Origin of the sequence: Microcoleus sp. D2_18a_D3 (assembly GCF_036702455.1) — a bacterium.
Classification (GTDB): Bacteria; Cyanobacteriota; Cyanobacteriia; order Cyanobacteriales; family Microcoleaceae; genus Microcoleus.
In genome coordinates this window covers 108,155-130,718 of the sequence record NZ_JAUBTK010000006.1, presented here as the reverse complement: position 1 = coordinate 130,718, position 22,564 = coordinate 108,155, and the positions used below count along the sequence as shown (strand labels likewise).

The following is a 22,564-nucleotide window of genomic DNA, read 5'->3' as shown; positions in this document are numbered from 1 at the left end:
CTAGATCCCCCTAAATCCCCCTTAAGAAGGGGGACTTTGAGAAGAATCCTGTCCCGTCTTAAGAAGGGAGACTTTGACACTCTTGTCTCCCCCTTAACAAGGGGAACTTTTACACTCTTGTCCCCCCCTTTTTAAGGGGGGTTAGGGGGGATCTGGAAGGCTATGACACCAATCAACACTGTTATGTCGTACCAAATTCCCAGTTGCGTCCTTAAAAAATTATGACTTACACTCAACCGCAAATTAAACCTGAAGACGTAAAAGTCAAAATCCTGCTCACCGGCGGACATCAGTGCACCGTCACCCTCAAATCCGACACACCATTATTACACAGCCTGATCAAAACATTAGTCGATCGCACCCAACAAACACTGGGTTTTTCGCCCTTATTTCAAATCCCCATAGACGACGGGCGTTCCACCCTTTTTTTTCCCGCCGAACACCTAGTCGGATTAGTCACAGAACCCCCAATTTACTTGCAGCAACTGCAACCGCAGCAGCCTGCTACTCCCGTAGAAATTCCCGCAGAAATTCCCGCAGAAATTCCTGCCCCTGCGCCGCCTGTAAATGACGATTTAATATCTCGCTACGCTCAAATAGACAACTTTTTGACCCCCGCCGAAAAGAACAAACTCATTAAATATGTCTTAGCAAAAGAATCACACTTTGTGAGTACCAGCACCTCAACAAATGCCGAAGATTACCGCCGTTCGATGGTACTCCACTCGTTCCCCGAATTTTCCGAACTGATGGTTAATCGCATCAAAGCAATTCTCCCCGACGTGCTCAAAAGTTTAAATATTCCGTCATTTCCCCTGGGTGAGATAGAAGCTCAGCTAACCATGCACAATGACAACAACTTTTATAAACTTCACAACGACAGTGGCTCGCCAGATACCGCCAGCCGATTTTTTACTTACGTTTACTATTTCTATCGAGAACCCAAGGGTTTTTCAGGTGGCGAGTTGCAGATTTATGACAGCAAGATTGAGAACAATTTTTATGTGGCGGACAAGACATTCAGAACTGTTGAACCGCGCAATAATAGCATCGTATTTTTTCTAAGTCGCTATATGCACGAAGTTTTGCGAGTTAGCTGTCCCTCAAAAGCTTTTGCTGATAGCCGCTTTACTATTAACGGCTGGGTACGCAAAGCAAATTGAGACAAGATTTGCGGATTAAGCTGGGTGCGTAAAGATGAGACGGCGGTTGAAACCGCGTCTACACAAACAAAACCCGCCGACGCGGGTTTAAGAATGGACGGTTAACATGATATTTTTTTATTGACACCGCATTTTCCTCAGTCCGCGGAGGCGGACTTGGTTTGTGTAGACGCGGTTTCAACCGCCGTTTACGTCTCCCGCGATGCTATATTTACTCCAGTGCTCCCGCACTTTTGAGCAATTTCACCACACTGGAATAACCCTTATACTCAGCCAGCATTAAAGCTGTATAATTTCCCGGATTTTTGTGGTTTAGTTCTGCACCAGCATCAATTAAAATTGTTACTGCCTCAGCATAACCCCGATGTGCGGCCCACATTAAAGCGGTTGCGCCCGAATCATCCAGCAAGTTGACATCCGCACCTTTTTCGACTAATAATTGGACGATCGCAATATAACCCCGATCGCACGCCTTCATTAAAGCCGTTTTCCCCAAATCCGCCGGGATATTGGGATCAGCACCGCCGTCAAGCAAAGCCTTCACCGTCTCGGTATGTCCGTGAAACGCAGCCAGCGTCAAAGCCGTCTCCCCAAAGTTTTTAGCATTCAGAAAATCAGCCCGATTTGAGTTTACTTTTTGCAGTAAAGCCGATACGATCGCACTATGGCCGTGAACAGCCGCCACCAGTAAAGGCGTATCGCCCAACCGATTTCTCGAACCGACGCTAGCACCTCGGTTTAAGAGCAATTCCACCACATCTTCGCAGCCTTCAATCACCGCAAAATTCAAAGCAGTTTCATCATCTTTATCCTTAGCGTTGATATCGGCGCCAGCATCGAGTAAGATATGGGCGATCGCCGCATTTCCGCCAGCAGCAGCGGCCATCAAAGCCGTGCCCCCATCTCCATTTTTCACATTCGCATTAGCACCCGCACCAAGCAAAGTTTGCACCACATCAGTATTGCCGGCATCCGCAGCCAAAGTTAAAGCAGTTTCTCCGTTTTTGTCGGGGGTTTCGACACCAGCACCAGCAGCCAACAGCGCCTCGACAACAGCTAAATTTCCCGCCGTCGCAGCCAGCATCAAAGCAGTTTTGCTCTCTAGATTTTTAACATTAGCATCCGCCCCACAATTGAGCAAAATTCGCACAATTTCTGCGCTACCTTGACGGACAGCTAAAAACAGCATAGAATTATCAGCAACAGCACCCGCATCCACCAAAGCTTTTACAACAGCTTCATGACCGGATAAAGCAGCTATTTTCAGAGCAGAATCTCCATCTTTATCTTGGACATTTACATCAGCATTAGCATCAAGTAACATCCGCACAACATTGATATCGCCCTTGAGAGAAGCCGCCATCAAAGCCGTACTTCCATCATCATTTTTAGCATTAACATCAGCACCCGCAGCCAGCAACAGCCGCACAGAGTCAGCCTGTTTGTGAGCCGCCGCCAGCATCAAAGCCGTTAGCCCAAAACGCCTGCTCACTTGGTTGACATTAGCGTCATTGTTTAGTAGAGTACGCACGATTTCTGTATAGCCCTTTTGGGCAGCAAACATCAAAGCCGTCGTCCCCTCAGAGTCTTTGGCGTTAGCGTTAACATTCTTAGCGAGTAAAGCTTGGACGTGAATAATGTTGCCAGTCTTGGCGGCTTGAATCAATACAGCGTCTTGTTTAGTGGCAGGCATAATAGTCTCTCATACCGTATATTTTTACCGTCGCACGAGACGGCCTGACTGGTATGCTAAGTTTTATGAAGTATGTTTGCTAATCCTCAGAACACTATGAATCTCGAAATTCCTCAGTCAGTGAAAGTTTGGAGCCAATTCATCCACCCAATTTTAATGTGGGTACTGCTGGCCATCTCATTTTATGCTTTGTATCTCGGCATTCAAATCCGACGTACCAGAAGTGCGGAAGGCGAACTCAAAAAAGAGTTAATTAAGGGCAAATTCAACGTCAAGCACCACCAGATGGGTTCTTTGCTGTTAGCCTTGATGGTTACGGTTGCGATCGTCGGGATGGGCGTCACCTACATCAACAACGGCAAGCTATTTGTGGGGCCGCACTTGCTAGCAGGGTTGGGAATGATGGCAATAATTGCGATCGCAGCCTCGCTTACTCCTTTGATGCAAAAAGGCAGTGATTGGGCGAGAAACACTCACATCTTTCTGAATATTGTGCTTTTGGGGCTGTTTGGCTGGCAAGCGGTATCAGGAGTGGAAATCCTGCAAAGAATTATCAGCAAAATGTGAGGATTTGAGTAAGATTGCTAATTGCTAATTGCTAATTGCTTTGGGGCGATTAGTGATTAGCTATTTAATTGTCAGATTATCCTCAGCCTCCTTGCTATACAATAGAATGGCAGTTTAAAACAGCGACGGGGTGCGATCGGCATTAGTTGCGTTTACTGTCAGAGTCTCTCAATTGTGGCCCAAAGTTTAAGGTTCCGGCGTTGCGGGCGGATAGCTGGTATCAACGATGTTTTCTGGGCTTCGAGCATATGACGGAGTATCAGAAATCTGGCTGATGTTTTGAGACAATAAGGTTCTGTATGCTTGCTGAGGATGAGTTGGTTCGTCAGGATATTTGAGTTCTAGTAATTTTTCTGACAACATTGGATTAATAAAATGAGTCCTAATTGTTTCGGAACTGCGATTCAATATTTCAGCTAATCTTTTGACAGTTAAATATCTTTCCGAGCAAAGTTTCAGAATAGTATTTCTCATTAAATCAGGGCTTACCCGATTTTTTTATCGCACAGGAGTAGCTATTTCTAGTAAAAATAAGTTTTCATCATTATGCACAGAGTTAGGCTCGTTATGCACGGAGCTTGATTGATTATGCACGGAGTTAGGCTCGTTACGCACGGAGCTAGGCTCATTATGCACGGAGCTACGCTCGTTATGTTCGGAGCTTGGAAGCAGTGAAAGCAAATCCGATTGACCTTTATTTGGTAGAGCGTACTGGGTTCCACGCCCACGTCCTGATTGCGCCAACCAGCCGTTATTGACCAAGTGCTTTAGGCACTCTCCTATGTCTCTAGGATGTTCCTGTCTGTAAGACTGAATGTCACTATAGCAATCCTAAATCAGTTTCAATAACTGGTTAACTGGTTCCCAGGAAGAGCCTGGGAACCGATGTCACTATTGCTCTGCCTCGGCTGCGACAATGGAGGCAGAGCCTCCGGATATGCGTTACCAGGCTCTTCCTGGTAACGAGTATAATCATTTAGGATTGCTATAAGTGTAAATAAGCGTCGTTTAGTACATCTTTCTACCCCAGCAACTTCTGCATTGTCCGGATGTCTTAACGATCTTTCAGTAAATGGGTGGCAGATGCGGTAAAATTCGGCTATGCTGGATTCCTTCCACACAAATTCGGCCTATTCTCCCATTTTCACTAGTAAAGTGCAAACGTGCAGGATAGTACCTTGGATTAGGGGCACTAGACCGCAATTGTGCGGTATGAATTTTGGATTTTCGGGAGTTAGACCGCAAAGGTGCAGTCTAATTCCCTAATAGGGGTGTTAGACCGCTATGAGCCGTTGAATATATAGTTTAATCGACAGTCCATATACCTGTATCTAGGTAGACAGACAGTGTTTGGTAAAGTCTGGACTGCTATTAAACACTTCGCTGCAACCGACAGCCGAATGCAGCGATAAAAAAGCTAACCGCGTCGCCTAGCGGCTGCGGTTGAGCTAAACCGTTAGACCGCTTAAGTTGCGTGTGAGGGATGTTAGCAGGAGCTTACCTATGAGATCCATGCTTAAGTTGAGGGCAAGTTCTTGGTTAGAGCGTAGTTAGAAAGTTCAGTGTGAAGCAATTATTACCAAGCAACAGTACCCTCCTGGGTACTGCTAGGCTCAAACTACTGCTCTATATTGAATGCAAGTGTGCAGTAAGTCCAGATTAGATTGGCGAAAAGCAAGAGATATACAAGTAAAGATACTTATGAATGTACAACGTGAAGTTGACGGACTAGCAGCTAAAAAGCCAATAATCGCCTTCTGCCTAATTTTGGCAGTGGTATGCTGTTTTTGCTTTGGTGTATCTCCCGCACTCGCTCAAGTTCCACCTCCGAGAATTGACCTTCCTAGAATTGATCCACGCTTAAATCCTCAGCCTATACCTAGACTTGACCCAGATCGAATTCGTCTTCGTCTGCCAAACTGGAATTTTGAGTTAGGGTTAAATAATTGGGAAAAAACTGGAACTGCGTTTGATAGTCAACCAACTTATGGTAGTAACGTTGTTGCAGCAAGAGTCATTGGTAATGGAACTTCCTACTCTATGCCTTTAGGTGGTGATTACTGGAAAGACACAGCTTTTCCAATAGGGTACAAACAAAATTACTGGATTGGTACTTACGAAAATCGCCCGAACAAAAATACTTCACGAGGCAGAATTCAAGGCGATAGCCCTCAAGGGACATTAACCTCACAACCATTTACGGTTAATACCAATTACATTACCTTTTTGATTGGAGGAGGTAATGATATCAATAGATTGAAAATTGAACTTCTTGAGGAAATCTCACCTAATAGTTATCGTCCTGTAGCAAGTACTGCCAGAACCGGTAGAAATAACGAGTTGTTTAGACGGGATTGGTGGGATGTGCGTGCACTCAGAGGGAAGAGGGCACGTATACGAATAGTAGATACTGCCAGTGGTGGCTGGGGTCACATTAATGTAGACGATATTCAGTTTCAAGATATAGAGCCTCCTTACGGTCCCCCACCAGAAGGTGCCGATTTACCAAGCCTTGCTGCTTTCAGAGATGGTGATGTCTGGCGTGATTTAGACTTTCCACTTTGGGGTTTCGCAGATATGCATACTCACCCAATGAGTCATCTAGCTTTTGGGAAGAAACTGATGCATGGTGTACCCGATATTGGCTCGATGGTACCAGCAGGTACTCGTTACAAAGGATTTAATGCTGTTGAACGTGAGTGTAATACGAACGACGAAATTGCCACATCTATCGAGCAAGCACTAGGCAATTGTAATGCAACTCATGGCGGGAGGGGTCAGGATAATGACTGTGGAAATTACTTGAGAGCTGCTCTAGTTAACCAAGTAGATGAGGTTTATGCTCATAGATTTGGTTTGCCTTTTGAGAAGGAGCCATTTAACGCTCATGGAGATCATCCACATGATGGATATCCAAATTTTACCCATTGGCCTCACTTTAGTGGGGTAACTCATCAGCAAATGTGGGTTGATTGGATTAAAAGAACTTACGATGGTGGAGAAAGGGTAATGGTGGCTCTAGCAGTCAACAATCATTTGTTGGCAGAAGCTTTGGATGGAGATGAGCCAAAGAGTGATAAAGCTTCAGCAGATTTGCAAATTACAGAGATTAAGAAATTTGTTGATAGGCATAGCAATAGAGCTAGACCTATTGGCAGCTTAGAGAATTTTATGGAAATCGCTTATTCTCCTTCGGACTTAAGGAGGATTATTCGTAGTAATAAAATGGCAGTGATTCTTGGACTTGAGATTGATAATATTGGTGATTTTAACTACTCTACAATTCTTCCGAGTGAAGCAAGAACACCAGAGAATGAAAAAAAAGTAAGAGACGAAATTGAGAGGTTGTATCGTACAGGCATGAGATATATTCTCCCAATTCATGCTGTGGATAACAAATTTGGAGGTGCCGCTGTCTATGTTGACTTGTTCAACATAGCAAATCGCTTTTCTGCGGTGCAACCTCTACCGCCAGAAATTGGTTCTACCATTCCTGGTACAGGGTTCAAAATCGAGACAGCGCCTGATCCATCTATCAAATATCAGCTCAAGCCTCATTTAGAGACTGCTTTAATGGCTGAAATTCGAGGAGCAGTCGAAGGCGTAGAAGGTATACCCGTCCCTAACCCCGACTTCCCTTTAATTCCGGTACCTCTTAGAGATGTCCTTAGAGGGGAGAGGGATTATCAAGTTGTTAAAAACTATTTTTTAACACCTGATCCATTGGCAGAAACTTACCGATTTACTCCTCCTGGGCATAGAAACCAAAAGGGTTTAACTCCAATTGGTGAATTTGCCATTAAAGAGATGATGCGGCGAGGAATAATGCTCGACATTGATCATATGTCTGAAAAGACTGTTAATAAAGTGATAGAAATCGCTGATACACCAATTAAGTATCCACTTAGTTCTGGACATAACGGAATTCGACGTCCGGATGGCTCTAATAGGCAAAATGAAAACACTCGTTCAGATGAACAGCTAAGGAAAATTTTTGAACTGGGAGGTATGTTAGGAGTTGGCTATGGCAACTCTTCTGCAACTAGTTTCACACAGAATTACTCACTAGCGGTATCAAAGATGGCGGGTATTCCAGCAGCAATTGGAACAGATATCAATGGACTTGTACCCGGACCTGCTCCCCGCTTTGGACAATACGCAAACTTTTACAGTGGTAACAGTTCTTCAGATGAACGTACTAGAGTAAGATATGTCGGAGTCAGTGATACAGGTTCTGGAGAACCTATGACAGTGCTACAAACAGGTAACAGAAGATGGAATATCAACACAGATGGTGTAGCTCACTACGGACTCTTGCCTGATTTTCTTCAAGAGTTGAAGAACGTTGGGTTATCGTCAGATGATATGACATCATTTTTTATGTCTGCTAATGAATTCGCTCAAATGTGGGATAAGTCCATTCAGGCATCTGCTCGTGTCCGATAATTTTGGCTTTTAGGCATTGCTAACACTTAAGACGGGTTCTGTTCTTGAAGGCGATTGCGGCGGTCTAACAATTCTGGTGCAAGGGATTGACCCAAGTTACTTGCGCTGTTTTAAAGGTATTGGCAACCGCTGACCAGAACCGTTAGGCTGAGTTCAAGATTATCTGCCGTCCCTGATTGGGAACGTTAATCAAGAAAAATACGGCGTTGCATAATTAGAGTATAAATAGAGGGAATCACCATGCCATGTCCTGAGTGCAAATCAACCCATATCCGTAAAAACGGTAAGAAAAAAGGAAAACAGAACCACATTTGTGTCAAATGTGGTCGTCAATTTATCCGTGATTATGAGTGCCACGCCTGGTTACAGTGAGACTGTGAAACGGGAATGCCTAAAAATGTACGTCAATGGTATGGGTTTTCGGGCTACGCGAGCGAATCAAGGGAGTTCATCACACCACCCTAATAACTTGGGTAAGACTGGTGGGAAAACTATTACCAGATGCTTATGACCCCGAAGCCATGCCAGAAGTCGGTGAGCTTGATGAATTGCAGACTTATGTGAAAAAAAAAACACAAAATCTGGCTGTGGACAGCCGTTGACCACTTTCGGCCAGGAATTTTAGGATGGGTATTAGGAGATCATAGTTCCGAGACGTTTGAATCGTTGTGGGACACGCTAAGTGCCTGGAAATGCTATTTTTATGTCACGGATGGATGGCCAGTCTATCTGATGTTTATTCCTGATGAAGATCACATCATCAGCAAGACTTATATGACACGAGTAGAAGGGGAAAATACGAGGTTGAGACATTATCTGGCAAGACTACATCGTAAGACTCTTTGTTATTCTAAGTGCGCGGAAATGCTCAGGCACTCTATTAAATTATTAATACATTACCTAAAATTTCAGGATGTTCCCGTTCCAGCAGTATTCATACCTTGATTCAGCAATGCCACAATTTCTTGCACTCAGGTGATTAATTCGATTCGGGTTTTACGGGGAGAGCATCCTTATATCGTTTGGACAAGTGACCAATTTCAAGATGACTCTAAATACATCCAAACTTTGACGCTGATTCCGTTGACTTCACAAGAAACCTATAAAGGTTTGCCAACTGTATATCCGATTAATTCTACAAGCACAAATGGTCTTTCTAAGAATTCCTTCGCTCTAGTACATCAGATATGTACTGTTGATGCTAACTGTTTTAAAGACTGGCAAGGGGATTGGCTTAAGCGAGTTGGACAACTGGATAAAGCAGATAAGGAAGCTATAGAGGAACGTTTAAAGTATTTTTTAAATCTTGGGGATAATCCGGGTGCAGATTGGTTTATTGAAAATGCGTCTATAGAACTTTTACAGAAAGTGTTTAATTATCTGCCAGATGAAACCACAAAAAGTATGGCTATAGAAAAACTGATCGACGATTTGCGATCGTAGTCAATGAGTAGTAATTGATGGTAGAGGTCAAGAAGGTTTTTGCAGTGGACTTGAGCACTCTCGCTCTATCCTGTTAACCTTCTCGATCGCCCAAACGGCATTTTAGCCACATCTAACAAAAATTAAAAAAGGCGGCACCCAGATTTGAACTGGGGGTGGAGGTTTTGCAGACCTCTGCCTGGTCAACCAAAACCATACCAGCCAAGACTTGTACATTCAAGCAAAAAATCTGCACTAGACTTGCACTATCTCATGGATGTGGCTACAATTTTATCAGGGATTGAAACAAGAGAAATATGGACGATCAAAAAATAATTCAACTTTACCAGGAAGGGAAATCCTGCGAAGAAATTGCAGGATACTTCGATTGCACCAGTCAATGTATCTCTAAAAAGCTCAAAAAATTAGGCGTACAAACCCGCCGCGTCGCGGGCTACTATACGCCAGAGGAATTAAAAGAAGTGAGGCAAACTATATCACAACTGCGATCGCAAAACCTGACTTACAAAGAGATCGCAGAAATAGTCGGTCTCTCTGACACTTCGGTCTGGCATCATTTGAAACACTGCGAATAAAAAATGAAAAATTTGCTATTACTAGACAAAGACGGAACGCTAATCTCTCCCAAATCTGGCGCTAAATTCGTAGGCGACCCGTGGGATCAGGAGCCACTTCCCGGAGTTACTGAAACCCTGAAAAAATACGCTGCTGATGGCTGGGATATGGCGATTTGTAGCAATCAAGGCGGGATCGCCGCTAACCACAAATCTTTGAGCAACTGCATTCTAGAGAAAAAATTTTGCTTACAGCTTTTCCCGGAAATCAAAGAAGCTTATTTTTGCCCCGACTTCGAGGGCAAGGAATGCTGGCGAGTGTGGGGAGACTGTGACAAAGATTCCCGAATTCTCTACAGCGAAAATTCATGGGAAACGACGAAGTTACAAATCGAAGGCAAATTCCGAAAGCCCAATCCCGGAATGCTCTCGCTGGCTGCAAGTTTTTACAATTTTGACGAAATACTTTATGTAGGAGATCGACCTGAAGATGAGGGCGCGGCTTCCGCTGGGAATATCCCGTTCAAATGGGCTGCTGATTTTTTTTAAATGACCAATATATAACTGACCGAGAGACCAATCGGGAAAGTGTCCGAAATTTCGGACACTTTTTAAGTTAGAATAACTAGCAAGAGTTTAAACGTTTGTGGATTGCCAGCCCCTTAATCCCTTTTAGGGTTGATCACTCTGCCCTCCGCGTAAATCACGTTAACTACGTATTTCTTTCTGCCAAACCTTTGATGCCGTTAGGCGTTTAAATAGCTTCTATCTACTCTCCCCCCCCCTCACCACCGAGGGGATATTTTTATCAAAACTTAAAAACTTCATTTCCCGGCACGACTATAGTATCGAAATAAAGTCGGCCGCTATTTTTGCAAAATTGCATAAATTCGCGGTGTCCGCGCCGACTTCTACCAACCAAGCACCCGGCTGACGCCTGACCAATATCATTGGGCGGCATATCATAGCCCCAATGCTGGTTGATACCGTAGTATCCCCGCACTTCTCGGTCGCCCGGTCGGATAAAGTCTTGGTTATAATCCCGAAAACCATTCACCTCACCTACTTGAATTAGTGATTCGTGTGGCTCGCTGTTACCATGAATTCCAATCTCCCAAGCTTCCTTGTGATACCCGAAGGCGATCCGGAAAGCACCGCTGGAATTCATTGGTGTGTGAGTATACCAGGCTCCCGGCTCGCAAGTAGCCTGCCAACAGTCAAGGCATTTAGTTTTCTCAAATACGGCTCGCACATCATTAAATTGATTGGGTGCATCGGCATTCAATCGCCCATTGATATCAATTCCTTCGATATAGATAATATTGAAATTACCGAGTGGGTAGCCTTTTGATTGGCAGTATTTAAGAATTTTGGCGCTAGCTGTCAAGTCAAGCATAATTTTTGAATTCTACTTTTTAGAGCTAATTTAATGGCGAGTAATTTCAGTAAATCTTCTTCAGAAGATTCTCGGAGACCCCGACCTGCCATTGTGGCAACATAGATATATTCAGCAATTACATCTTCAAAAGCATTGAGTAATTCCGCAAGAGTGCTGTCGGGATTGGTGAGGCATTCATAAGCTTGACAATAGGGCATTAGTGCCGCCTATTTACTTTGGTCTATATCGATTTGATCCGCATGATTTACACGAGTTTGTGACTGGCGGTTTTGGGGGCTAAATCCGCCCGCAGCGGAGCCCAGAAAAGCACCCGCAGCCCCTATCGTGTAAGCAAATCTATCTCCTACAAGTCTTTCGCTGTTTAAAATTGCACACAAAATTATAGTTAAGCCACTAATACCAAAAATACCAGGAGTGAGCGCTCGAATGATTTCACTTATAGCGGAAATATTTTCTAATTTCATACTCAAGTAAAGTCAGTACGTTCGGGTTTATTTTCTTCTGGTAAAGGCGGGCGTCGCTGCATTTTAAGCACCTTTTTAATGTCCTGACATTCTGTTTGTAGGAGCCCTATATCAACGGTGTTGCGACTAATGTTCTTTTGAGCCTTGCCTGCGAAAATGTGCCAATCCTCAATTTGCGAGATAATGCGATCGATGCGAGCCTCCGAACGTAAAATCGCGGCAGCAAACCCGCCAGCAGCAGCAGCTCCACCTATACTTACTACAACCGCAATAGTTTCGAGTAATTCTTTGGTAGTCATAGCAGTTTAAATTGAAATTAAGGAATAATACCCATTTTTTATAAGCCGGCTTTTTGGGAAGTATAAGACTGCCGTGGGAACGGTTTTTATCAATCGCTCATCTAGTTGCAATAGGGTGGGGATTGATTGAATCTCTAACTCACAATATTTTAAACTGGTATACCGATCAATCCCTCCATCATAAATACCCCATCGCCTTTCCCCAAAAGGTTTTGCTTGCCAGTGAAGTATGCAAAATTGACCAAGGAGACGAAAACGATTAATGATAGGGTTAAAGTTCATTTGGAGATTGAATTCTGGCATTGATGGATAAGTCAAGGTGACTTCTGCCGATTGTGTTACGATAACTGGATCTAACATGAAATCGCAAGAATTCGAGCGTGAAAGCCCGTAGAAGGATTTATTAGTAAGCGCATAGGAAAACAATCATTCCGAAATTTTTCCGGCAACATAATCAAGTCAATTGTATTTATACTATCTTGCCAATCAACTAATCGCTCAATCGCTGCAATCGGGCCTGGAACAACTTCGGCAAAAAGTGCGACTGCCACCTCTAAAAATTCGCCTGTTGCTATATATTCTCCGACTAGGCTTGACTGGAACACTAAGAATTGGCATCCAGAAAACCAACTTGTAAAAGTTGGTGTGACTGGCTCAATTTGTTGATCCAAAACCGTGAGGATTGTTGAAGGCATTTAGAGTAGACTTTCACCCTGATACTTTAGGCTCAAGGGATTTGAGGGATTTACGTTTGGACTAGGTGAGATGTAGTTTGATAACTCCATTATGTGTTCGTTATGATTGATATCTCCCGGAGCATAGGGGATAATTACCTTAAACTTGCTTTCTCTAGACACATTAACAGCAGAACTAAAGCACACTATTGCTGCTCGCGGTTCAATCCCGCCCAGTCGAGGGATAACAGGGCTGTTTATTTCGACTTGGCGCTCCAACATCTTAGGGGTTACGGGAATTAAGATTTCGCCACCCTCATCGTAAAATTGCCTTTGATTAATTAGCGATTCCTCAAGATTATCTTGGGTGTATCGGATTTTGATATCCTTACCCCTAGTCGTCTTGAGGGTTTTAATTTTTCGGTCGCTATCAGTCGGCATCTATTTCAAAGACGGCCACATTTTCAGTCTCTGAATCCAACGTTTCGACTAATGTTTCCGCGTCGTCTTTATTATCAAAAGATAGAAAATCACACTGATCGGGGTCTATCATGTTACTGACAGCACTTTTGACATCAATCCATTCTAGAGATTTTTTACTGCCTTTTTGAATGAGTTGGTGTACTCCTAGAAACGAAAGCGTACCATCGGCGTTTGTTTCGGCTTTGACTATGATGTATCTCATTTGATTCCTCTGATTTCCCCAATTCCTTTGCTTCTGATTATCAAAGGGTTGGTTTTGATTTCCCTCCAGACTTCAATCCATTCAGGAGTTGCTGGTCGGAACGGATATTCCATTCTGTGTTCCTTTCCTTCGCTATCCCAATAAATTATGTGTCTTGGTCGAACGTTTCGGGGCAAAGGACAAAAGCCTGTACCCCGCATGGCATTGATCTTAAAAATTTCAGGCAAAAAGAAATCCGAAACTTCCAGAGAAATAAAAGGGTAAAGTTTGCCTGAATCGGTGGTATAGTCGGCTTGCCACAACACTAGGCTGGGAGCGCAGCAGGATTTTTGCTACTGAATCTTTTATCCCATTCGCCTCGATAGCCAAGGCAAAGGGTAGCCGATACATCTCTGAGAGCGATCGCACAAGCCCTAATATTCGCCGTGGCTCGACTGCTCATAGGTACTAGCATTTTTGATTTTGCCTCTTGTACACTAGACTCTGCCCCTTCATCCCCTGTAATTACCCGTCTACTCTGAAGCATAGTTACGTTAAACCTGCGATGATCGAAGGTTTTGGAACGAAAACCAGGGCATCTTGAGGCAGTGGTATTGAGTGCACCTCCAGCCACCAAACAGGCTTCGATTGCTGTGGCGTATACTTCATAAGGCGCATTTTCTACGTTTGTAGCCATTCGGAAAGCTTTGTTAACTTCCTTTGTGCCATCGGTCTCGTAGGTCATTGCGCCACTATACGATTGCTCTTTTCGCCCAGCGGAGGTATTGGCAATAGCAATTGCGGTCGGAGTGATCGGCGTCGCTGGCTCCGGTAATTTGTCCAGCATATTTCTCCAAGTCTCGCCTTCGAGGCTTACACAAACTACTGGGGCAACGAGTTGAAGTGTGGTTGCTATTGCGTTAGAAGTGGCAACTATGTTGTCTTTCAATGGAACTGGAATAGAAACGGTTTTTCCGCCTTCAAACCAGAACCTTAGCTTGCGAGGTGTCCAAGGAAAACCATCGACATCATCACAAGGTATGCCTTTCCCAATCTCGTCAACGATCGTTCCGCCTACAGCAGTAACAATCGTATCAATATCATCATCACTCAGTCCATCGGGGACTCGAAAAATATAGCTGTAACGAAGCGGAGCGGCTGGGTCGCCGAAATCAGGGATATAATTAGTTCCCCGAAACATTATTCCTTCAGGTCTGGCCATTTTTATTTAATTTCCATTTTTGGCAGGGTTGTTAAGATTTATCAAATGAGGAAGTTATCCCCCACAAGTTAATAACTCCTATGCCTCGGCAGCCAATTCAAGCGCGGTCGGAGTCAAATCGAAAGTGAGAGTGTAACCCTGACGCAATGTACCAGGCGCAATATTAGCCCCCGTAGCGATCGACGGATTTTGCTTAGCAACTGTCGCTTTTGTTGGCCGAGCCGTCGGCGCTAATGCTGTTATGCCTGAATGCAATCGATCCAAAATTTGCCTAGAGACCTCCATTACATTGCCTGTCGTTGCATTCGCTTCTTCTGCAGTGAGTCCAGGGAGGGAGGCTAAAGGGATGGTGATATTAGTCCCATCAGACGTGTATCCGGTAAAAATTTCGGCCGGTGCTACTTGCATTTTATTTACTGTATTTGGGGTGAGTGCTGACCTTTTAAACTTAGCCCCAACCAACCCAAAACGTACCGAAAACGTACCAAAACTCGGTCGTCGGGTTTAAAGGTAAAAGCACTCGACGACCGATTTAGTGTAAGGCTTTCGCGAGTTGCCACTAAAAAAGTAAATAGGTAATAATGATTTAAACATTTATTTCTTGCTGGCAGGTCGCTATGGCATTCTCTTCTGTAACAGTAAAAATATCCACCGACACTTACATCGCTTACAAAAAGCGGGCTTTGGACGAAAATATTACAGTTTGGCAGCTAGTTAACGAAGCTTTAAAGCAATACTTAAATAAATAAAGCTTTTTTAAAATATAGATTTTTGTTACTCGTTGAGGAATCGGCGGGTATTTTTTTTACCTTATATAAATGCGAAAGAAAAACAAGACCAAATCGAAAGCTTATCCGGCGACATTTTATTCCACCGCAGGAACGCAAGTAGATCCACTACCGTGTATCTCGCTCGCTGCCTATTGCCTTAAATATTTTTTGAGCGAATCTCAAGTGTTGAGAATGCTCACAAAAAAGGAATTATGTGCAGTAAGTTTCAAGAAAAAACTGTATATATCTGATACTCCTGTGGACAATCAAAGATGCTCTACGATTTAAATACTAGGTCTAGCGTTAACGTTTCCGAAGACGTTAGAGGCCCGAAAACCACGACTACAGTTAGTGTTAGCAATACCGTTGGTGTGGCTTTAGCGGCAAACGCCAATAGGGCTGTATTCGGCATTTACAATATCGGCACTACCCCTGTTTTCATTCGCGAAGGGGCGGTAGTGACAAGTACCCTCTACGATTTCATCATCCCTCCGGGATTCTATTGGAAGGAGGATTTCAATAATTCTCCTAGATACTTAGGCGCAATCGCTGCCATCACGGCATCTGGTACTTCTTCTCTCCAAGTTTCTGAGGCGGTGATGATTTAATGCCGAGTGAACCTTTATTTACTAATTTTTTTGGAAGTAGTGCGACACAAAATGAAACTCAAATCATTATCCTAAAAAGTGATTTGGTAGCACCCAGTGGGCTTACACCTACCTATGATTTTACCCCCGCGCCAATAAACCGAACCGAGCAAACAGCTTTAGCGCTTATCCTCCGCTGGCTAAGGAATCAAGATGTCAGCACAAATTCTCAATTTATCATTAAGCCATTCGAGCAAAGCTTGGAATTCCGATTCAATAAATGGCAACGCCGATACGTGAGCGAAATTGAAATCTGGCAAGATGACCAAATTTCGACACTCCCTAATCCCAATCTGATATAAATATGTCCATAGACAAACCGCTAACTGCATTTTTTGGCCCTGGTGCAAGCCAGGACGCAACAACCATAACTTTCACAAAAGCTGACCTAGTGAGTACCAAAACGCCGCCAGCTTTTACAGGGTTAGTACCCCAAGCGGAAAATTCCTCTGAAAGCATCATTTCGGTACTTTTGATGAAAGCAGCGGAGAATCAAGATACTAGCCAAGATTCTCAGTTTTTCGTGTTTCCGCCAGAATCGTCGATCGTTTCTGTTGTATCAGATGGCATACAAAAACCATTCGATCAGTATCTGTTTACAGTGAGGATGCTGATTCCGCGCGGTCAAGAGTATCCTAATCCTAATTTAATTTAAGGAGTTATTATGGCAGCAGTTTTCACCAACCAACCCCGAACAACCCCGATTTACAATCAACAACAGGCTACGCAATTAGGGTCGGGGAATTTTACCTCCATGCAACCAGGGACGCAACCAGGGATGCAGGGATTTGGAGGGCAACCAGGGGGAATGAACGGCAACATTTATCCACTTGGGCAGCAATTTGGCCATACAACAATTTATGCAGTTGTAGAAAGTGGACAACCGATTATTCTCGATCCAAAGACAGGGAAGCCGTATCCACCTGGCTACATTCCAACAATTCAAGATCCGAATACTTGGGAGCAGTGGACTCCCGGCCAATCATGGGCGGAAACAATGGAACTAGCTAATGCAGAATTAGCAGAAGGAAAGCGGCAAGCAATTGAAACTTTAGTGCGACCCGGCGAAGAAGCTGCAGCAGAGGCAACTCAGGGATTTATGAGGGATTTAAACAATGCGGCCAATAAACTCGCGGGCCAAACAGCCCAAAATTTGTATGGCAAAGATAACAAAACTTTGAAAAACCTTCAGGAGCAAGCGAGTCAAACTGGCCGGCAAGTGATAAATCAAGCTCCACAAGTTGTTAGACAAGGAGCTCAAAACCTAACTCAACAAGCCGGCAAAATGTTTAGTGGTGTCACGTCATCTGGATCGGTTTCTCCACGCCCTGCCGCTTCTGCTTTTGGTGGTGGCGGGATGACATCGGCTTCTACCTCTGTTGTTGGCGATCGCGCTGCTTTTTCTGGCACTAGGAGGTATTAGTGGCCATCCTAATGCCGGACAGGACAAGACAAATTACTGGCAAAATTTCAGCCACGAGTAATCCACAAAGTGCGGCTTTGTATACTCCGAGTACAGTATCCGTACTCGGAACGCCAGTAAATTATAACGGTGGGATGGCAAGGATTAGAGTATGTGCCTTTTTGGATTCAATACCTGAAACTCACGCGCCAGTTATTTTGCCGACAGATACGCTGGCACAAAAAGAGCAAAAAAACGCATTTTTTCGATCGGCTCCCAAAAAAGGGTTGATGGTTTATTTGCAAAGTCCCACAAGTAATGAAAATTTTGAAATAGGGATTATTGATATCTATAATATTAAGCCGTGCTTCCTTACTGGAATTTCTGAATTTTTCAGTGATTTGCAAATTTACGGAATTCAGTTTGGCTGGAAAATTTTCGCAGAAGTTGTTGATAGAGGGTATGGACTCTTACAAACCAACTCAGGCGAAAACCAGCAAAATGACAGAATTAGTATCAGTGGATTTGCGAACGAAACGTCGAGTTTTTTACAAGGTTCAGACGACATTATTTATAACGTGGTCTGATTATGGTCAGGATAGTCAACCACTGCTACACAAACCTTAATCACAAAGGTGATGCATATGACGTTTTGGGAGATGACATAACTAATGAAATAATGATTGGCACATCACCCGTAACTTTACTATCGGCTGTCAACTTAAACAGAAAAATAATTAAACTGTATGCCGTCGATTATTCCAACCCTTTAGCTCTTGTTTGGGTGCGACACGGTACAAATATCACTTTTACCAATTCGTCGTTCCCTTTATTACTGCGCCATCTATATGAAAATACATCTCAAGCTAGTCGCCCATTATCTGTAATTTGTAGCGAGGGAACAGCTTTACTTAGATTAACTGTGGTAAATAAAGTATGAGTAATATTGGTGGCAATTATAATTTTGGAGTGTGGAATCCACCCACTGGCATGGATTCTGTGCGCTACTCTCAAAATATCAATGTAGACTTAATTAACAAATTAAATAATTTGCAACTAAGCAAAGAAGAAGGATTTAAACAAGATTACAATGTCACAGCTCCATCCCTTGAAAGTCCTGACATGGACTTAATCGTTTATCTTAATGACAACAATTTTAAAGTTTTTACTGGGATGATACGGCAAGGCTGGGGAGAACAATGAGTGACGTGTTAACCCCGACACCTTTTCCACCTGCTCAACTTTCTTTATTAACTGGAGGAAGTGAATATTGCACTGTAATTGTTGCAAAAGAATTCAAAAGATGGCTGACATATGTCGGTGGTTATACCGAATATATACATTGGACATCTACAGGAAATGTTACCCGTTACGAGCAAGACGGGCGAGGATATTTAAAGATTCGGGGTCAATATCAATTTATCGATCCACCTGGCGAAGTCGTTTCTTATCCTGAATTTATTCCTGATTGGCGGGAAGGAACTTTAGTGGACTATTTTGATTACGGGGCTATTTCGGGTGCGGGTGGTTTTGAAAAAGATTTATACTCATATATAAAGAATCAATTCAATTATTATTATGATGACGGGTTTCAAAGAGTAGCAACGTCATATAAACTTATTTATTCTAACTGTCCAAATAGTAGTACATCGCCTAATGTACCGCCTTCAGCACCTACTTTAATTTACTTCGGCACTGCCGCTCCCCCACCCCCACCCCCTAAAGATATGCCCTGCTGTGACTGCAACGTAATCGCCACGATAATGGCAGAAAATACGATCACCGAATTAAAACAACACGAAGCGACCAGAGAACACATCGATCGCCGAACAATCGAAGGCTTGAGAGAAATCAACAAAATGCTGCAAGGGATGAACTTTAACATGAATTTGCAACCAATAATCGATCGCCTCAACGAACTTGAAGCCAACCTTTGGAATGGATTAAGAGCAGGGGGTTGATATGTCCACAGCGCTAAATTTTCAAGCTCAACCTATCACAGTTACTGCGACCGTCGCGGAGGCAACTATTACCCCTAAATTAGGGGTAGATATGAGTCCGGGCGGGAAACTTAGCGCACCTACAACCAGCCCTTATTCTGGGGGGCCAAGAGTTCAGGTTGTCAACAATGCCCCTACAAATCTAAAAAGCGCCGCTCCTCTATCTTCGAGAGCTGCCGCCGCTTCCAGGCTTGGCGCAAATATTGGATCTAAAGTTGCCCCCATTGCTAGCGCCGTTGCTAGCGCAGGGCCTCTACTCGCTGCTACAGCGGGGTTTTTAGGGCTAGAGGGGATTTTTGCACGCCCCGCCGGCCTCGGCTCGGATATGGTGGGGGGGAAGCCCATTCAACCCTACAGCGAGCCCGCAAAACCAGTCAACAGCGCGCCACAGGCAAAACCGCAGGTTAAAACACAGCCTGAAGTGCGATCGCCTACTACATTTGGACGCGAAGATCCATTCGCTCCCATTTTTGACTTTGAAGAGCCATATTCGCCGAAGCCGACACCAGCGCCAACATCCGCACCGACACCAGCGCCCGCGCCTTTTAAACCGAAACCAATTCCTAATCCGCAACCCAGAAGCGCGATCGACTTTGAAGCAAACCCCGGCACCGGAACAATTACCCTCTCACCGATAAACAATCAAACAAAAACCTTAACAACTCCCTCTTTACTGGACGAAGTGCAAACAGGAGGGGTGAATTTACTCACTCCAATTGTCGATTTTCTTAAAAAATTAGATATAGACATTCAGCAAATAAAACTCAACTTACAGGAATTTCAATTAGATTTTACGCCTTTACTTGAGGGGATATCTAAAATGATCGATCCGATTATGGAGGCAATTACAGCTATTCCCGAAACTTTCCCCGATATCATCAAACCAATTCTTGAGGGGATGGTAGAACTTGTCACTCCGCTCGCGAACCTGACGGCAACAAGTATTGAAGTTTCGTCGAAGACTCCGCGCACCACAAGCGAAGCTGTAGCGGAATTTGTAGCGCCAATATTCCTGCTAATCACTTTGCTTGGCACAGCCCTAGACGGGATTGGCAAAGCCATCAGTGGATTAACTTTAAAAACAGGAATCCAAATACCTCAAGGCATGGCAATGGGTGCACAAATCCCATTGAGCATGGCAGCATCTGCACAAATTCCGATGGGGATGGCTGCTGCTGCACAGATTCCGGTAGGCATGGCAGCATCTGCACAAATCCCACTGGGAATGGCTGCTGCTGCACAGATTCCCGTAATCCAAACTGTATTAGCTGAACTTCCTCAAACTCTTACGACGGCAGCCGAGTTGACGGAAATTACAGCCTTGCAGAAAACAGCAGAGGATTTGGCTAAATGCTGTAAAGATATTCAAGATAAAATGAAAAAGAAGAAGAAAGATGACGATGACCGTTTTCCTGAATTTAAAAGCGAGGGACTAATAGAATGCGACGGGGCTTCAATTCCTTACGCATACGCCGGAGATGGGCTGAAGGGACTTCACCAGCAGCAAAATATTATTCTAGGTATCAGCAAGATGGTACTCAAGAAAGTTTGTGATATTGACACAAACTCTGTCTCGTTCCCGGATATTTTTGGGAGTGGTACTTATGTTTGTGACGAAACTTTCGGCACGTACAATTACTCCGGGGTTGGCTTATTGGGGTTGCAAAGTCAGTTAGACAGAGTGCTAGATTTCAATAAAAAAATCCTCAGTGAAGTCTGCGATTTAGACGTACCCTCTTTCTCTTTCCCCGACATTTTTGGGGGAGGGACTTATGTCTGTGACGAGACTTTTGGTACATACAATTATTCTGGCGTCGGCTTGTTAGGATTGCAAAGTCAGTTAGACAGAGTGCTAGATTTCAATAAAAAAATCCTCAGAGAAGTCTGCGATTTAGACGTACCCTCTTTCTCTTTCCCCGACATTTTTGGGGGAGGGACTTATGTCTGTGATGGGAGTATTACTAATTACGAATATTCGGGCCCTGGGCTGATTGGATTGAGCAATCAGATTGGGGAACTAACGAAGGTTAACACCAAGATTTTGGCGGAGGTCTGCGACAACGAGAATATTATCGGTCAGCTCGACTTTTTGGATTGTGAAGGAAATACACAAGTTTTGCTGTACAGCGGTGACGGGTCGATCGGACTATCAAGTCAAATTAATGCACTAACTCACCTAACAAAATTGACCTATACCAAGGTCTGCGAAACTCCTATTTGTGTCCCAGTACAACCGGGGGATGAGTTCGCTGAATTTGATGTACCGCGGCAATTAGTGATCACTTGGGGCGAAAACTACCCCACACAAAAAGGGAGTCTGTGGCATACTCAAATTCCCAACCCCCGTGAGGATTTGGAATGGTGCCAAGATTTCGAGAATCTGAGTTATATCAAAGGAAATATTTATGGGCGATTGTTATGGGGTAACTCAAAAATTAAATCAGGGATGCGATGCGTAGGTGAGGATGAAGCCGATCGCATTCTCGATTTAATTGCTTTATTGAGTACCTCTACAGGTAAAAAGCGATTCACTAAAGGGGGGGGCGTCAAGCTCGATCCGGCAGTGAGGCCCGTGAGATGTGTCCGGGCTGCGATCGCACAATTAAATGCGGAAGGGGTAGCAGAAGTTGTGCAATGTTTTGTTCCTCCGCCTGGAGGGTGTTGAGATTTATTTTGCAATATTAAGGAGTGAATCTAATGGCTGAATTAATAAATCTAAATGCGACTACTACAACTAAGATCACGCAAGGAGTTTTCACTCCCATCGTGGGCGGGATGACCACAATGGGAGTAGCAACTTACAATAGCCAGGTTGGCACATTCACGCAAATTGGCAACAGAATCCTTTTTGATATTTATTTGCGATGGTCGGCGCATACAGGTACAGGTAATATGCGCGTCTTTGGGCTTCCTTATTCAGCGAATAGCCCTAGTTCAATTGCCATCTGGCACAAAAATTTGAATTTGCTAGCCAACTATATTTGTGAGGCTTATGTGTCTGTTTCAAATGCAAACACTATCACTCTTCACCAGGTTCCGGCAGGAGGCGGCCCGCCATCAAGTTTAAACTTGGATTCTTCGGCCGAATTAATGCTTTCAGGCCACTATACCACTGGTAGCAATCAAGGCGCTCACGAGGATTCGTGATCGGGCGCAT

At 44.0% G+C, this 22,564-nt stretch carries 26 protein-coding genes, 1 tRNA gene and 1 pseudogene; 17 read left to right on the top strand and 11 right to left on the bottom strand.

Annotation, left to right across the window (positions count from 1 at the left end; all coding sequences use genetic code 11):
- The first annotated feature begins 221 nt into the window (after positions 1–221).
- On the top strand, positions 222–1,163 hold the full coding sequence (locus QUB06_RS05070) for a 2OG-Fe(II) oxygenase (RefSeq protein WP_333434379.1): 942 nt from the start codon (positions 222–224) through the stop codon (positions 1,161–1,163).
- Positions 1,164–1,374: 211 nt separating this feature from the next.
- On the opposite strand, the gene QUB06_RS05065 is transcribed toward QUB06_RS05070, so the two are convergent.
- On the bottom strand, positions 1,375–2,856 hold the full coding sequence (locus QUB06_RS05065; protein ID WP_333434378.1) for an ankyrin repeat domain-containing protein: 1,482 nt from the start codon (positions 2,854–2,856) through the stop codon (positions 1,375–1,377).
- A 96-nt stretch (positions 2,857–2,952) separates the two neighbouring features.
- Between QUB06_RS05065 and QUB06_RS05060 the strand changes: the two genes are divergently transcribed.
- Positions 2,953–3,423, top strand: a complete 471-nt coding sequence (locus tag QUB06_RS05060; RefSeq protein ID WP_333434377.1) for a DUF4079 domain-containing protein — start codon at positions 2,953–2,955, stop codon at positions 3,421–3,423.
- A 186-nt stretch (positions 3,424–3,609) separates the two neighbouring features.
- Here QUB06_RS05060 and QUB06_RS05055 read toward each other — a convergent pair whose 3' ends face one another.
- On the bottom strand, positions 3,610–3,897 hold the full coding sequence (locus QUB06_RS05055; RefSeq protein ID WP_333434376.1) for a Fic family protein: 288 nt from the start codon (positions 3,895–3,897) through the stop codon (positions 3,610–3,612).
- A 1,227-nt stretch (positions 3,898–5,124) separates the two neighbouring features.
- Here QUB06_RS05055 and QUB06_RS05050 point away from each other — a divergent pair.
- The 3 genes and pseudogenes from QUB06_RS05050 (at position 5,125) to QUB06_RS05040 (ending at position 9,312) form a co-directional block, all read left to right on the top strand.
- Positions 5,125–7,869 (top strand): membrane dipeptidase, encoded by a 2,745-nt coding sequence (locus tag QUB06_RS05050; protein WP_333434375.1) that lies wholly within the window; start codon positions 5,125–5,127, stop codon positions 7,867–7,869.
- Between the two features lie 240 nt (positions 7,870–8,109).
- Positions 8,110–8,814: pseudogene (locus QUB06_RS05045) on the top strand (IS1 family transposase).
- Between the two features lie 30 nt (positions 8,815–8,844).
- Positions 8,845–9,312, top strand: coding sequence for a type II toxin-antitoxin system PemK/MazF family toxin (locus tag QUB06_RS05040; protein ID WP_333434374.1), 468 nt, complete (start codon positions 8,845–8,847; stop codon positions 9,310–9,312).
- Between the two features lie 129 nt (positions 9,313–9,441).
- On the opposite strand, the gene QUB06_RS05035 is transcribed toward QUB06_RS05040, so the two are convergent.
- Positions 9,442–9,515, bottom strand: a tRNA-Cys gene (locus tag QUB06_RS05035).
- A gap of 93 nt (positions 9,516–9,608) precedes the next feature.
- Here QUB06_RS05035 and QUB06_RS05030 point away from each other — a divergent pair.
- Positions 9,609–9,887, top strand: coding sequence for a winged helix-turn-helix transcriptional regulator (locus tag QUB06_RS05030; protein WP_333434373.1), 279 nt, complete (start codon positions 9,609–9,611; stop codon positions 9,885–9,887).
- A 3-nt stretch (positions 9,888–9,890) separates the two neighbouring features.
- On the top strand, positions 9,891–10,415 hold the full coding sequence (locus QUB06_RS05025) for a polynucleotide kinase (RefSeq protein WP_333434372.1): 525 nt from the start codon (positions 9,891–9,893) through the stop codon (positions 10,413–10,415).
- 259 nt (positions 10,416–10,674) lie between these two features.
- Here QUB06_RS05025 and QUB06_RS05020 read toward each other — a convergent pair whose 3' ends face one another.
- The 8 genes from QUB06_RS05020 to QUB06_RS04985 form a co-directional block, all read right to left on the bottom strand.
- Positions 10,675–11,262: a hypothetical protein gene (locus tag QUB06_RS05020; protein WP_333434371.1), complete on the bottom strand. Its 588-nt coding sequence runs from the start codon at positions 11,260–11,262 to the stop codon at positions 10,675–10,677.
- Positions 11,250–11,462 carry a hypothetical protein gene (locus QUB06_RS05015; protein WP_333434370.1) on the bottom strand — a complete coding sequence of 71 codons (213 nt, stop codon included), beginning with the start codon at positions 11,460–11,462 and terminating at the stop codon, positions 11,250–11,252. The genes QUB06_RS05020 and QUB06_RS05015 overlap by 13 nt, the downstream gene beginning before the upstream one ends.
- 9 nt (positions 11,463–11,471) lie before the next feature.
- The gene (locus QUB06_RS05010; protein ID WP_333434369.1) at positions 11,472–11,729 is read right to left on the bottom strand and encodes a hypothetical protein; all 258 of its coding nucleotides are present in this window, start codon (positions 11,727–11,729) and stop codon (positions 11,472–11,474) included.
- Positions 11,730–11,731: 2 nt separating this feature from the next.
- Positions 11,732–12,028 carry a hypothetical protein gene (locus QUB06_RS05005; RefSeq protein ID WP_333434368.1) on the bottom strand — a complete coding sequence of 99 codons (297 nt, stop codon included), beginning with the start codon at positions 12,026–12,028 and terminating at the stop codon, positions 11,732–11,734.
- A gap of 353 nt (positions 12,029–12,381) precedes the next feature.
- A complete protein-coding gene (locus tag QUB06_RS05000; protein ID WP_333434367.1) occupies positions 12,382–12,723 on the bottom strand; it encodes a hypothetical protein in 342 nt (113 codons plus the stop codon).
- Between the two features lie 409 nt (positions 12,724–13,132).
- Positions 13,133–13,387, bottom strand: coding sequence for a hypothetical protein (locus QUB06_RS04995; RefSeq protein ID WP_333434366.1), 255 nt, complete (start codon positions 13,385–13,387; stop codon positions 13,133–13,135).
- Positions 13,388–13,691: 304 nt separating this feature from the next.
- A complete protein-coding gene (locus QUB06_RS04990) occupies positions 13,692–14,588 on the bottom strand; it encodes a hypothetical protein (RefSeq protein WP_333434365.1) in 897 nt (298 codons plus the stop codon).
- Positions 14,589–14,666: 78 nt separating this feature from the next.
- Complete coding sequence (locus QUB06_RS04985) at positions 14,667–14,996, bottom strand: hypothetical protein (protein WP_333434364.1); 330 nt, start codon at positions 14,994–14,996, stop codon at positions 14,667–14,669.
- A 209-nt stretch (positions 14,997–15,205) separates the two neighbouring features.
- Here QUB06_RS04985 and QUB06_RS04980 point away from each other — a divergent pair, with 209 nt between their 5' ends.
- The 10 genes from QUB06_RS04980 (at position 15,206) to QUB06_RS04935 (ending at position 22,554) form a co-directional block, all read left to right on the top strand.
- Positions 15,206–15,337, top strand: a complete 132-nt coding sequence (locus QUB06_RS04980; protein ID WP_333434363.1) for a hypothetical protein — start codon at positions 15,206–15,208, stop codon at positions 15,335–15,337.
- 293 nt (positions 15,338–15,630) lie between these two features.
- A complete protein-coding gene (locus QUB06_RS04975; protein ID WP_333434362.1) occupies positions 15,631–15,966 on the top strand; it encodes a hypothetical protein in 336 nt (111 codons plus the stop codon).
- Positions 15,966–16,307: a hypothetical protein gene (locus QUB06_RS04970; protein WP_333434361.1), complete on the top strand. Its 342-nt coding sequence runs from the start codon at positions 15,966–15,968 to the stop codon at positions 16,305–16,307. Before QUB06_RS04975 ends, QUB06_RS04970 begins: the two co-directional genes overlap by 1 nt.
- Positions 16,308–16,309: 2 nt before the next feature.
- Entirely contained in the window at positions 16,310–16,660 is a 351-nt protein-coding gene (locus QUB06_RS04965) for a hypothetical protein (protein WP_333434360.1), read from the top strand.
- Between the two features lie 9 nt (positions 16,661–16,669).
- The gene (locus QUB06_RS04960) at positions 16,670–17,428 is read left to right on the top strand and encodes a hypothetical protein (protein ID WP_333434359.1); all 759 of its coding nucleotides are present in this window, start codon (positions 16,670–16,672) and stop codon (positions 17,426–17,428) included.
- Positions 17,429–17,562: 134 nt separating this feature from the next.
- A complete protein-coding gene (locus QUB06_RS04955; protein WP_333434358.1) occupies positions 17,563–17,994 on the top strand; it encodes a hypothetical protein in 432 nt (143 codons plus the stop codon).
- A gap of 349 nt (positions 17,995–18,343) precedes the next feature.
- Positions 18,344–18,610 (top strand): hypothetical protein, encoded by a 267-nt coding sequence (locus QUB06_RS04950; protein WP_333434357.1) that lies wholly within the window; start codon positions 18,344–18,346, stop codon positions 18,608–18,610.
- A complete protein-coding gene (locus tag QUB06_RS04945) occupies positions 18,607–19,368 on the top strand; it encodes a hypothetical protein (RefSeq protein WP_333434356.1) in 762 nt (253 codons plus the stop codon). The genes QUB06_RS04950 and QUB06_RS04945 overlap by 4 nt, the downstream gene beginning before the upstream one ends.
- Position 19,369: 1 nt before the next feature.
- Positions 19,370–22,072 carry a hypothetical protein gene (locus QUB06_RS04940; RefSeq protein WP_333434355.1) on the top strand — a complete coding sequence of 901 codons (2,703 nt, stop codon included), beginning with the start codon at positions 19,370–19,372 and terminating at the stop codon, positions 22,070–22,072.
- Between the two features lie 32 nt (positions 22,073–22,104).
- Positions 22,105–22,554: a hypothetical protein gene (locus QUB06_RS04935; protein WP_333434354.1), complete on the top strand. Its 450-nt coding sequence runs from the start codon at positions 22,105–22,107 to the stop codon at positions 22,552–22,554.
- Positions 22,555–22,564 lie beyond the last annotated feature (10 nt).

What these genes read in the sequence shown, in the direction of transcription:
- QUB06_RS05070 (WP_333434379.1), top strand. Translation starts at nt 222, where the DNA reads ATGACTTACACTCAACCGCAAATTAAACCTGAAGACGTAAAAGTCAAA.
- QUB06_RS05065 (WP_333434378.1), bottom strand. Translation starts at nt 2,856, where the DNA reads ATGCCTGCCACTAAACAAGACGCTGTATTGATTCAAGCCGCCAAGACT.
- QUB06_RS05060 (WP_333434377.1), top strand. Translation starts at nt 2,953, where the DNA reads ATGAATCTCGAAATTCCTCAGTCAGTGAAAGTTTGGAGCCAATTCATC.
- QUB06_RS05055 (WP_333434376.1), bottom strand. Translation starts at nt 3,897, where the DNA reads ATGAGAAATACTATTCTGAAACTTTGCTCGGAAAGATATTTAACTGTC.
- QUB06_RS05050 (WP_333434375.1), top strand. Translation starts at nt 5,125, where the DNA reads ATGAATGTACAACGTGAAGTTGACGGACTAGCAGCTAAAAAGCCAATA.
- QUB06_RS05030 (WP_333434373.1), top strand. Translation starts at nt 9,609, where the DNA reads ATGGACGATCAAAAAATAATTCAACTTTACCAGGAAGGGAAATCCTGC.
- QUB06_RS05025 (WP_333434372.1), top strand. Translation starts at nt 9,891, where the DNA reads ATGAAAAATTTGCTATTACTAGACAAAGACGGAACGCTAATCTCTCCC.
- QUB06_RS05020 (WP_333434371.1), bottom strand. Translation starts at nt 11,262, where the DNA reads ATGCTTGACTTGACAGCTAGCGCCAAAATTCTTAAATACTGCCAATCA.
- QUB06_RS05015 (WP_333434370.1), bottom strand. Translation starts at nt 11,462, where the DNA reads ATGCCCTATTGTCAAGCTTATGAATGCCTCACCAATCCCGACAGCACT.
- QUB06_RS05010 (WP_333434369.1), bottom strand. Translation starts at nt 11,729, where the DNA reads ATGAAATTAGAAAATATTTCCGCTATAAGTGAAATCATTCGAGCGCTC.
- QUB06_RS05005 (WP_333434368.1), bottom strand. Translation starts at nt 12,028, where the DNA reads ATGACTACCAAAGAATTACTCGAAACTATTGCGGTTGTAGTAAGTATA.
- QUB06_RS05000 (WP_333434367.1), bottom strand. Translation starts at nt 12,723, where the DNA reads ATGCCTTCAACAATCCTCACGGTTTTGGATCAACAAATTGAGCCAGTC.
- QUB06_RS04995 (WP_333434366.1), bottom strand. Translation starts at nt 13,387, where the DNA reads ATGAGATACATCATAGTCAAAGCCGAAACAAACGCCGATGGTACGCTT.
- QUB06_RS04990 (WP_333434365.1), bottom strand. Translation starts at nt 14,588, where the DNA reads ATGGCCAGACCTGAAGGAATAATGTTTCGGGGAACTAATTATATCCCT.
- QUB06_RS04985 (WP_333434364.1), bottom strand. Translation starts at nt 14,996, where the DNA reads ATGCAAGTAGCACCGGCCGAAATTTTTACCGGATACACGTCTGATGGG.
- QUB06_RS04980 (WP_333434363.1), top strand. Translation starts at nt 15,206, where the DNA reads ATGGCATTCTCTTCTGTAACAGTAAAAATATCCACCGACACTTACATC.
- QUB06_RS04975 (WP_333434362.1), top strand. Translation starts at nt 15,631, where the DNA reads ATGCTCTACGATTTAAATACTAGGTCTAGCGTTAACGTTTCCGAAGAC.
- QUB06_RS04970 (WP_333434361.1), top strand. Translation starts at nt 15,966, where the DNA reads ATGCCGAGTGAACCTTTATTTACTAATTTTTTTGGAAGTAGTGCGACA.
- QUB06_RS04965 (WP_333434360.1), top strand. Translation starts at nt 16,310, where the DNA reads ATGTCCATAGACAAACCGCTAACTGCATTTTTTGGCCCTGGTGCAAGC.
- QUB06_RS04960 (WP_333434359.1), top strand. Translation starts at nt 16,670, where the DNA reads ATGGCAGCAGTTTTCACCAACCAACCCCGAACAACCCCGATTTACAAT.
- QUB06_RS04955 (WP_333434358.1), top strand. Translation starts at nt 17,563, where the DNA reads ATGGCAAGGATTAGAGTATGTGCCTTTTTGGATTCAATACCTGAAACT.
- QUB06_RS04950 (WP_333434357.1), top strand. Translation starts at nt 18,344, where the DNA reads ATGAGTAATATTGGTGGCAATTATAATTTTGGAGTGTGGAATCCACCC.
- QUB06_RS04945 (WP_333434356.1), top strand. Translation starts at nt 18,607, where the DNA reads ATGAGTGACGTGTTAACCCCGACACCTTTTCCACCTGCTCAACTTTCT.
- QUB06_RS04940 (WP_333434355.1), top strand. Translation starts at nt 19,370, where the DNA reads ATGTCCACAGCGCTAAATTTTCAAGCTCAACCTATCACAGTTACTGCG.
- QUB06_RS04935 (WP_333434354.1), top strand. Translation starts at nt 22,105, where the DNA reads ATGGCTGAATTAATAAATCTAAATGCGACTACTACAACTAAGATCACG.